The sequence below is a fragment of the Rhodococcus sp. (in: high G+C Gram-positive bacteria) genome (assembly GCF_049299235.1).
GTDB lineage: Bacteria > Actinomycetota > Actinomycetes > Mycobacteriales > Mycobacteriaceae > Rhodococcus.
This window is the reverse complement of record NZ_JBAQXC010000160.1, coordinates 19,957-28,716: the sequence shown is the minus strand read 5'-3', so window position 1 is coordinate 28,716 and position 8,760 is coordinate 19,957. Positions and strand designations below refer to the sequence as shown.

11 protein-coding genes are annotated in these 8,760 nt (G+C 68.0%); 5 read left to right on the top strand and 6 right to left on the bottom strand.

Going from position 1 to position 8,760, the window contains the following annotated elements; genetic code table 11:
- The 3 genes from WAX14_RS09990 to WAX14_RS09980 all read right to left on the bottom strand — a co-directional run.
- Nucleotides 1-1,262: sensor histidine kinase (locus WAX14_RS09990; RefSeq protein ID WP_422627922.1), on the bottom strand; the 1,262-nt coding region annotated here is incomplete at its 3' end.
- On the bottom strand, nucleotides 1,262-1,948 hold the full coding sequence (locus WAX14_RS09985; RefSeq protein ID WP_422627921.1) for a response regulator transcription factor: 687 nt from the start codon (nucleotides 1,946-1,948) through the stop codon (nucleotides 1,262-1,264). The genes WAX14_RS09985 and WAX14_RS09990, both read right to left, overlap by 1 nt.
- A complete protein-coding gene (locus tag WAX14_RS09980) occupies nucleotides 1,945-2,604 on the bottom strand; it encodes a TetR/AcrR family transcriptional regulator (protein ID WP_422627920.1) in 660 nt (219 codons plus the stop codon). Before WAX14_RS09980 ends, WAX14_RS09985 begins: the two co-directional genes overlap by 4 nt.
- 89 nt (nucleotides 2,605-2,693) lie before the next feature.
- On the opposite strand from WAX14_RS09980, the gene WAX14_RS09975 reads away from it, so the two are divergent.
- Nucleotides 2,694-4,490, top strand: coding sequence for an acyl-CoA dehydrogenase (locus WAX14_RS09975; protein WP_422627919.1), 1,797 nt, complete (start codon nucleotides 2,694-2,696; stop codon nucleotides 4,488-4,490).
- Nucleotides 4,491-4,502: 12 nt separating this feature from the next.
- Here WAX14_RS09975 and WAX14_RS09970 read toward each other — a convergent pair whose 3' ends face one another.
- Together WAX14_RS09970 and WAX14_RS09965 are read right to left on the bottom strand one after the other, a co-directional pair.
- Nucleotides 4,503-4,988, bottom strand: coding sequence for a CinA family protein (locus WAX14_RS09970; protein WP_422627918.1), 486 nt, complete (start codon nucleotides 4,986-4,988; stop codon nucleotides 4,503-4,505).
- Nucleotides 4,981-5,757 carry a pyrimidine reductase family protein gene (locus WAX14_RS09965; RefSeq protein ID WP_422627927.1) on the bottom strand — a complete coding sequence of 259 codons (777 nt, stop codon included), beginning with the start codon at nucleotides 5,755-5,757 and terminating at the stop codon, nucleotides 4,981-4,983. The genes WAX14_RS09970 and WAX14_RS09965 overlap by 8 nt, the downstream gene beginning before the upstream one ends.
- A 179-nt stretch (nucleotides 5,758-5,936) precedes the next feature.
- Between WAX14_RS09965 and WAX14_RS09960 the strand changes: the two genes are divergently transcribed.
- Complete coding sequence (locus WAX14_RS09960; RefSeq protein WP_422627917.1) at nucleotides 5,937-6,368, top strand: hypothetical protein; 432 nt, start codon at nucleotides 5,937-5,939, stop codon at nucleotides 6,366-6,368.
- Between the two features lie 52 nt (nucleotides 6,369-6,420).
- Here WAX14_RS09960 and WAX14_RS09955 read toward each other — a convergent pair whose 3' ends face one another.
- On the bottom strand, nucleotides 6,421-6,861 hold the full coding sequence (locus tag WAX14_RS09955; RefSeq protein WP_422627926.1) for a flavin reductase family protein: 441 nt from the start codon (nucleotides 6,859-6,861) through the stop codon (nucleotides 6,421-6,423).
- Between the two features lie 152 nt (nucleotides 6,862-7,013).
- Here WAX14_RS09955 and WAX14_RS09950 point away from each other — a divergent pair, with 152 nt between their 5' ends.
- Genes WAX14_RS09950 through WAX14_RS09940 form a run of 3 tightly spaced genes read left to right on the top strand, consistent with a single transcriptional unit; the run spans nucleotide 7,014 to nucleotide 8,733 of the window.
- A complete protein-coding gene (locus WAX14_RS09950; RefSeq protein ID WP_422627916.1) occupies nucleotides 7,014-8,102 on the top strand; it encodes a YihY/virulence factor BrkB family protein in 1,089 nt (362 codons plus the stop codon).
- Complete coding sequence (locus WAX14_RS09945) at nucleotides 8,102-8,521, top strand: phage holin family protein (RefSeq protein WP_422627915.1); 420 nt, start codon at nucleotides 8,102-8,104, stop codon at nucleotides 8,519-8,521. Before WAX14_RS09950 ends, WAX14_RS09945 begins: the two co-directional genes overlap by 1 nt.
- On the top strand, nucleotides 8,518-8,733 hold the full coding sequence (locus WAX14_RS09940) for a DUF3618 domain-containing protein (protein ID WP_422627914.1): 216 nt from the start codon (nucleotides 8,518-8,520) through the stop codon (nucleotides 8,731-8,733). The genes WAX14_RS09945 and WAX14_RS09940 overlap by 4 nt, the downstream gene beginning before the upstream one ends.
- Nucleotides 8,734-8,760 lie beyond the last annotated feature (27 nt).

Below are 8,760 nucleotides of genomic sequence, written 5' to 3'. Positions count from 1 at the left end.
TCCTCCAGGCGCGCCGTGCCGCCGTGCAGCGCCGCCTGCTGCGCGACGAGTGCGAGCCCCAAGCCCGAACCGGTCCGCGACGCACCCGTGCCGCGCCGGAAGCGTTCGAAAACGACGTCCCTCTCGGCATCGGACACCCCGCTGCCGTCGTCGTCGATCGTGAGCACCGTGTCCGCTCCCACGGCCGCGACCGTCAACCGGACGACGCGCGCACCGCCGTGCCGGACCGCATTCGCGATCGCGTTCTCGACGATGAGCCGCACACCGGCGGGCAGTGCACGCACCGGGCGGCCGGGTTCCCCGGCGACCTCCACCGTCAGGTCCGGATAGTGGCGGCGCGCATCGGCGGCTGCCGCATCACAGATCTCGACCGGGTCGGTGTCGACGAAATCGGCGGCGCTCGACAGGTCGCCGCGGGCGAGACGTTCGAGGTCGTCGAGCGTCGATTCCACCCGTCCCTGAGTGCGGGTGAGGTCACCGAGAATCTCGGCACGGTCGGCAGCCGTGAGTTCATGGGTCGAGAGCACTTCGAGATCCGTCCGCATCGCCGTCAAGGGTGTCCGCAGTTCGTGGGCCGCAGCCGCGGCGAAGTCCCGCGCCGTCGCGAGCGCCGCATCGGTCGTCGCCTGGGCGTGTGCGACGTCGGCGAGCATCGACCCGGCGGCGACCGCGAGTTCGTCGGCCTCGTGGACACCTGACCGGCGGGGTGCGAGATCCGGGTCGCGCGCGGCGATCCGGCCGGTGAGGTCGATCAGTGGTCGTACCGCACGGCCGCCGAACACCCAGCCGAGTCCGGTGGCGATCGCGATCGCGCACAGTCCGGCGACGGCCAGTTGCCGATGCTGAGTGGAGGTGATGTCCTGGGCCTCGGCATAGGGAACGGCGACCGACATGCGTGCGCGGGTCGCCTCGACCGGCGCGGTGACAGCGCGGTATCGGATGCCGCCGACCGTGACGGTATGGGCGCCGACGTCGAGTTCGGGAAGTTGCGTGGGGGTACTGGTGCGGATGCCGCCGTCGGTGTCGGCGCGGATCGTGACGGCGAACGCCCCGGCGTCGCCGAGCGCGGGAAGGAACAGGCCGGCGGTCGCCGCGTTGGGGACGAGAACCTGTGCGGCGGTGTCGAGTCGGCGGTCGAGCTGGGCGAGATTGTTGCGGGAGATCTCGAATGCGACGAGCATCCCGAGGATTCCGACGACGATGGTTGTGCCCAACGCCGTCGCTGCCGCAACGCGGGTGCGAAGCGAAAAACGCTGGTTCATCAGGGTTCCCGCAACACGAATCCGACACCGCGCACGGTGTGCACGAGGCGGGGCGCACCGCCCGCCTCGAGTTTACGGCGCAGATATCCGACGAACACGTCGACGACGTTGGTGTCGGCGTCGAAGTCGTAGCCCCACACCAGCGCCAGCAGTCGCTCGCGCGCCAAGACGATTCCGGCGTTGCGCGCCAGAACGTCGAGCAGTTCGAATTCACGTTTGGTCAGGGCCACCACGACGCCGCCGAGATGGACACGGCGACCGGCCGGGTCGAGGACGAGATCGCCGACGCGCACGGTTGCCGTGGACGTCCCGGTGGGACGGCGCCGCAGCAAGGCGTTGATCCGCGCAACCAGTTCGGCGAGCACGAACGGTTTCGTGAGGTAGTCGTCGGCACCGGACTCGAGTCCGGCGATGCGGTCGTCGACGGCGCTGCGGGCGCTGAGCACACAGATCGGAATGTCGTCGCCGGCGGCACGCAACGCGGTGACCACCCCGGTGCCGTCCAGCACCGGCATGTTCATGTCGAGGACCACGGCGTCGGGCCGGTGCCGTTCGACGACCTCGAGTGCGGCGCGGCCGTCGGTTGCGGTGAGGACGGTGAAGCCGGACAGACGCAGACCGCGACGCAGTGACGCGAGGACGTCGTCGTCGTCGTCGACGACAAGCACGGAAGCGGGTGTGGTCATGACTGAACTGTGCCAGGGGCTGGGACCGTGCCGAGCATGGACAGCACGAGAGCGATGTAGTTGCCGGCGAGCGCATCGACGTCGATGCGTCCGGGTTGATACCAGCGGGCCACGTCGATGCCGAGCGACAGGATTGCCAGCGCGGCGGTCGGGACGTCGGCGACGGTGAAGACGCCGGCGTCGACACCGCGCTGGATTTCGGTGCGGATCAGCGTGTCGGTGGCACGGCGGATCTCGGCGACCACCCGATGGTGTTCGCCGGTCAGCGCATGCAGTTCGTATTGCGCGACGCGGCACATGGTGTGGTGCACGGCGTGGATCCGCACGAACCGGTCGACGATCGCGCTGATCCGGTCGGCAGGTGCGGTCGCGCTGTCGGCGGCGTCGGTGATCGTGTCGAGGACGAACCGGTGGCCGAGCAGGCTCGCTTCGAACAGCACCTGCTCCTTCGAGGCGAAGTGCACGTACAGTGCGGCGGGGCTGAGACCGGCCCCGACGGAGATGTCGCGGGTGGTGGTGGCGTGATAGCCACGGCGGGCGAACGAGTCCACGGCCGAGAGCACGAGACGACGGGCGACGTCGGACGTGACTCCGGTCAGGGCAGGAACCGGGTCGGCCGCCGCGGCGGTGGGGATTGCAGTGGGAATGTCGGTCACGGTGCGTCCTCGTCGATCGGGGGTTCGTTGACATCATGCACCGCCGTTGCTCTACTAAGTAAGCGCTTAGTCGTCTCGAAAGGAAGCTCATGCCCGTCCCCGTCCTCTCCAGGCGCGACCTCGACTTCCTGCTGTACGACTGGCTCGACGTCGTGTCGCTGACCGACCGGCCGTATTTCGCCGAGCATTCCCGCGAAACATTCGACGGCATCCTCGACCTCAGCGCCGACCTCGCGGCCAAGTACTTCGCCACCCACAACAAGAAGTCCGACGCGACCGAACCGCGCATCGGCGAGGACGGCCGGGTCGAGATCATCCCGGAGGTCAAGGAGGCGCTCGACCAGTTCTCGAAGGCCGGGCTGATCTCCGCCAGCTTCGACGAGGCACTCGGTGGTATGCAACTACCGGTGTCGGTGCTGCGCGCCGCGATGGCCTGGTTCCAGGCCGCGAACGCCGCCACCTCGTCGTACCCGTTCCTCACCGTCGGCAACGCCAATGTCATCGCCACTCACGGCACCGCCGACCAAGTCGCGACGTATGTGCCCGCGCTGCTCGAGGGCCGCTTCTTCGGCACCATGTGCCTGTCCGAACCGCAGGCAGGTTCGTCACTCGCGGACATCACCACCAAGGCGATCCCGCAGGGTGACGGCAGCTATCGGCTCACCGGCACCAAGATGTGGATTTCCGGTGGCGACCACGAACTCACCGAGAACATCGTTCACCTGGTGCTGGCCAAGATCCCCGGCGGCCCCACGGGCGTGAAGGGCATCTCGCTGTTCATCGTCCCGAAGATTCTGGTGAACACCGACGGCACGCTCGGCGACCGCAATGATGTCGCCCTGGTGGGTCTGAATCACAAGATGGGCAACCGGGGTACCACCAATGCGCTGCTGAACTTCGGTGACGGGACGTTCACCCCGGGCGGGCGCGACGGCGCGGTCGGGTACCTGCTCGGCGAGGCGAACAAGGGCCTGTCGTACATGTTCCTGCTGATGAACGAGGCGCGAATCGGCGTCGGGTTCCTCGCCACCTCCCTCGGGTACGCCGGCTACCTGCAGTCGGTCGAGTACGCGCGGACCCGCACCCAGGGCCGGCCCCTCGCGGACAAGGATCCGTCGTCGTCGCAGGTTCCGCTGATCGAACACGCCGATGTCCGTCGAATGTTGCTGGCGCAGAAGGCATATGTCGAGGGGGCGCTCGCGCTGGGGTTGTACTGCTCGAAGCTGGTCGACGAGCAGCGCACCGCCGCCGACGCCGATGCCCGCGACCGCGCAGGCTTGCTGCTCGACGTACTCACCCCGATCGCGAAGTCCTGGCCGTCGCAGTGGTGCCTCGAGGCGAACAGTCTCGCCGTGCAGGTGCACGGAGGGTACGGCTATACCCGCGAATTCGATGTCGAGCAACTCTACCGCGACAACCGGCTCAACCCGATCCACGAGGGAACCCACGGCATTCAGGGCCTGGATCTGCTCGGCCGCAAAGTGATCATGAAGGGCGGTGCCGGGTTGGCGCTGTTCGGCGAGACCATTGCCGCGACCATCGCGAAGGCACACGCTGTCGGCGGCACGGCCGACTACGCACAGCAGCTCGAGGCGGCCGTGGTACGGGTGGGCGCGACCACCGGAAAGTTGTGGGCCGACCGTAATCCCGAACTGGCGCTGGCGAATTCGTCGATATATCTCGAGGCGGTCGGGCACGTGGTGGTCGCCTGGATCTGGCTCGAGCAACTCCTCACCGTCGGCGACCGCGAGGGCGACTTCTTCGACGGCAAGCGTGCGGCCGCGCAGTATTTCTTTCGCTTCGAATTACCGAAGACCGGGCCGCAATTCGACCTGCTGGACAGCCTCGACCGCACGACACTCGACGTCTCGTCCGACGTGTTCTGACGGATCGCCGGATCAGGCGGACGCCCGCTCGACCAGCAACTCCAGGGCGCGCCGCACCGTCTGTGCCAGCACATCCTCCGGATCGCCGTCGAAGTGATGCTCCTCGTAGCGGGTGTCGCCCGTGCCGGTCGTCGCGAAACACACCGTGCCCGGCGGCCGACCGTCCTGAGGATCGGGACCGCCGACCCCGGTCACCGCGACGACCAGATCGGCGTCCAGCAGTCGCGCGGTGGTGTCGGCCATCGCACGCGCCGCCGCCTCGCACACCACCGGACCGTCGGGCACCTCCAGCAGTCCGTGTTTGACGGACCGTGCGTAGGCGACGATGCCGCCGCGGAACCACGCCGAACTGTTCGGTCCGGCACCGAGTCGCGCCGCGATCGACCCGGACGTCAACGACTCCGCACATGCGACCGTGTAGCCACGTCCGGTCGTGAGATCGGCGAGGCGCTCGACCAGTTCGCCGGACCTGCGCGTGCCGTCGGCGACGTCACCCATGCCTGTCTCCTTTCCTGTCGCCGGACCGAACCCAGCGGCCCAGCAGGGTTCCGTCGTCGTCGGCCAGGAGGTGCTCACGCCGCATCGGTGTCGGCACCGATACCGGGGCGGTCGCGATCCGGCCCGCCGTGCCGGCCGCGATCATCGGAGCGAACGTCAGGCACAGTTCGTCGACCGACTCGTCGGCGATCAGGGTGCCGAACAACCTCGGGCCGCCCTCGCACAACACCCGGCGCCATCCCGTGTCGGTGAGCGCCGCGACGAGCGTGGCGCCGTCGATGTCGTGCTCGGCGACGACCCGCACATCCGCGCCCGCATCGGTCAACGCGCGACGCTTCGCGTCCGGCACCCGGGCACTCGTGAACACCACCGGTGGCACGACCGTGTCGGTGAACAGGCGCATCCCGGGATCGAGGTCGCCGGTCGCGGTGACCACCACGATCGGTGCGATCTCGGGTAGTCCGGTCGCCGCACGACGTTCGCGCAGAGCCGGACTCGTGCGCGCGCCCCCGTAGTTCTCGCTGCGGGCGGTGCCCGCGCCGACGACGATCACCTCGGCGAGTTCACGCAGCAGCCCGAAGATCTTCTTGTCGGCGGGAGTGCCGAGACCACCGGACCGGCCGTCGATCGCGACGGCACCGTCGAGGGACGAGACGAAGTTGACGCGGATCCACGGCGCAGCCAGGTCCGGCGGATACGAATACAGGGCGCGCAGGTCGACGTCGTCGAGTTCGCGGGTGGGGTCGGTCGGGTCGTCGAGGCGGCGCATCATCCGATCACACCACGGGGATCCGCTCGGTGCCCAGCCATCCGCTATGACGATCGGACGGGCGCACGACCGGCGATCGAGCGGATACGAATTCCACAGGCGGCTCGTTCATCCACAGATCTGCGCGGACGACCGCTGTCCGGACGGTGAGGCGGTCGCTGTGCGGCACGCTGATCGTCATGCCAGAACCGCTGTTCCGACGCGCCGCCCTCGCTGCCGGCCGCACCGATGCCGAACTGCGGCGCGCGGTGCGACGTGGTGACTTCACACGGCTCACGCCCGGTGTGCATCTTGGCGGTGAGGGAACACGTCACCTCGACGACGTCGACCGGCACGCGATCCATGCCCGGGCCGCAGCGGTGAAACTCGGGCCATCGGCGGCGATCAGTCACATTTCCGCTGCCGTACTGCACGGGCTCGACGTATGGCGGACCGATCTCGCACGGGTACATACCACCAACGGGCGCGGGAGCGGTGGGCAGCGGTCGACGACACGGCATGTGCACACGGGAACCTTCGACCGCGGGGACGTCGTCGATCTGAGCGGTGTCGTCGCGCGGTTCGAGCGAGCACTCCGCCGCAGCCGCTCGGTGCCCAGTCAACCGCTGTGACGATCGGACAGGAGAACGACCGGCCACCGAGCGGATGTCCGGGGAGCCCGTGTCAGGCAGGGTGCCCGGGCTCGATGCCACGTACGTCGCGGAAGGTGACGAGGTCGGTGAGGTCGCCGCGGAGTTCACCGAGATCGGGGGCGAGCAGGAAGCCGACATGATCGCCGAAATCGGTTCGGCCGAGGATCGCGCCGGTGAACCACGCCGCGGCATCGTCGAGGATGGGCAACCCGTGGGGACCGTCACTCCAACGGCACTGTGCGAATTTGTCCACGTCGTCGCCGGTGTGGGCGCCGAACAGCGTGGCCAGCGGCAGATGCGTCCGGTCGAGGAGGTGCACGGCGAGGTGATCGGCCGCGGCGGCAACCCGGAACGTGCGGTTCTTGTCGGAAAGCCCGACCAGGAACCGTGGCGGGTCGATCCCCACTTGCGTGGCGAAACCGACCAGGCACCCGCTGCGTTCGTTGACGGCACGGGTGGTCACCAGGAACATCGGATAGTCGAGTTGGTTCGCTACGGACGAGAACCCGTCGCTCGATCCGCTGATGACATCGGACACGACCGCATCGTACGCCGCATCGGCCTGCAGTGGTGGTTCCGGCCGCGCGGGGTTACCCGACGCCGACGGTGGGTACTCGAGCATTCATGACGGTCGATCATGGTTCGGGGCGCACCGGTGACGGCGATGCGTCCGACGACGAGGCGGTTGCCGCCGACGATCCGCGTAAACCGGACAAGCCAACGGACTTGGCGAAAACATCGTGGAAGTACGTGATCCGCAGGACCGTCAGGGAATTCGGTCACGACCAATGCACCGATCTGGCCGCCGCATTGACCTACTACGCCGTGCTGTCGCTGTTTCCCGCCCTGCTCGTGGTGGTGTCGCTGCTCGGCGTGGTCGGCCAAGGGCAATCCACGGTCGACGGGATTCTGCAGATGGTCGACGACCTGGGGCCGTCGTCGGCGGTGGACACCCTGCGCGGCCCGATCGAGCAACTCGTGAACGCCCCGGCCGCGGGATTCGCACTGATCGTCGGTGTGCTCGGCGCACTGTGGACCGCTTCCGGCTACGTCGGCGCATTCGGACGCGCAATGAACCGCATCTACGAGATCGACGAGGGACGGCCGGTGTGGAAACTGCGGCCGCTCATGCTCCTCGTCACCGCGCTGGCGCTCGTCGCGGCGGGTGCGACCGCCACGATGCTGGTGATCAGCGGTCCGATTGCCCGCGCGCTCGGCGATGCCGTCGGACTCGGCGACACCGCGGTCACCGTCTGGAACATCGCGAAATGGCCGGTGATGCTCGTTCTCGTCGTAGCGATCGTCGCGGTGCTCTACTACGTGACACCCAATGTGGAGCAACCGAAGTTCCGGTGGCTGAGCATGGGTTCGTTCATCGCGATCGGCACCTGGATCGTCGCGTCGCTGATCCTCGCCTTCTACGTCTCCAATTTCGGCAGCTACGAGCGCACGTACGGCTCGCTCGCAGGCGCGGTGATCTTCCTTCTCTGGCTGTGGATCACGAACCTGGCGCTACTGTTCGGGGCCGAGTTCGACGCGGAACTCGAACGCGGCCGCCAACTGCAGGCGGGAATCGAGGCAGAGGAGACGCTGCAACTACCCGAACGGGACACCCGGGTGAGCGACAAGAACGACGCGAAACTGCGGGAACTCGTCGACCACGGTCGGCGGCTGCGCACCGGCACCGACGACAACACGGAAGGACCGACATGATGACGAACCCATATGACCGCTCCGTGGCGGAGCAACCCGCAGACCTGTCGACCGTGGATCTCGTCGACCGGCTCACCACACAGGTCTCCACTCTGGTACGCACGGAGATCACTCGTGGCCTCGACGAGGTGAAGACGAAAGGCACGCGCATCGGTATCGGCGTGGGGGTTTCCGGCGCCGGAGCACTGTTGATGTATCTCGGGCTCGCGACCCTCATCGCCGCCGGAGTGCTGGGGTTGGCGACGGCGCTCGAACCGTGGCTGGCCGCGTTGATCGTCGCAGCCGCCGTACTCGTGCTCGGCGGTATCCTCGCGGCGGTCGGTGCCGGCCGAGCGCGGAATGCCGCCCCACCCGTCCCGGCTCACACCGTCGACAGCGTGCGCGCAGACCTCGCCGCCGCGAAAGGAGCAACACGATGACCGAGTCCGACCTCACACGGCAACGCACCGAACTCGCCGCGACGGTCGGTGAACTCACCGACCGCCTCGACGTTCCCACTCGGGTGCGAACCGCCGCGGAGCACCGCGTGGACGAACTGCGCGACCGCCCCGACATCATTGCCGCGGTCGCGGGTGTGGCCGTGGTGCTGGGAGTGCTACTCGTGATCCGTCGGCGCCGCCGGCGACGCTGAAACCGGTGCCACTGAACCGCGTTTTGT

Bases quoted from the DNA above. Each gene is read 5' to 3' on its own strand.
- WAX14_RS09985 (WP_422627921.1), bottom strand. From the start codon at position 1,948: ATGACCACACCCGCTTCCGTGCTTGTCGTCGACGACGACGACGACGTC.
- WAX14_RS09975 (WP_422627919.1), top strand. From the start codon at position 2,694: ATGCCCGTCCCCGTCCTCTCCAGGCGCGACCTCGACTTCCTGCTGTAC.
- WAX14_RS09970 (WP_422627918.1), bottom strand. From the start codon at position 4,988: ATGGGTGACGTCGCCGACGGCACGCGCAGGTCCGGCGAACTGGTCGAG.
- WAX14_RS09965 (WP_422627927.1), bottom strand. From the start codon at position 5,757: ATGCGCCGCCTCGACGACCCGACCGACCCCACCCGCGAACTCGACGAC.
- WAX14_RS09960 (WP_422627917.1), top strand. From the start codon at position 5,937: ATGCCAGAACCGCTGTTCCGACGCGCCGCCCTCGCTGCCGGCCGCACC.
- WAX14_RS09955 (WP_422627926.1), bottom strand. From the start codon at position 6,861: ATGTTCCTGGTGACCACCCGTGCCGTCAACGAACGCAGCGGGTGCCTG.
- WAX14_RS09950 (WP_422627916.1), top strand. From the start codon at position 7,014: ATGACGGTCGATCATGGTTCGGGGCGCACCGGTGACGGCGATGCGTCC.
- WAX14_RS09945 (WP_422627915.1), top strand. From the start codon at position 8,102: ATGACGAACCCATATGACCGCTCCGTGGCGGAGCAACCCGCAGACCTG.
- WAX14_RS09940 (WP_422627914.1), top strand. From the start codon at position 8,518: ATGACCGAGTCCGACCTCACACGGCAACGCACCGAACTCGCCGCGACG.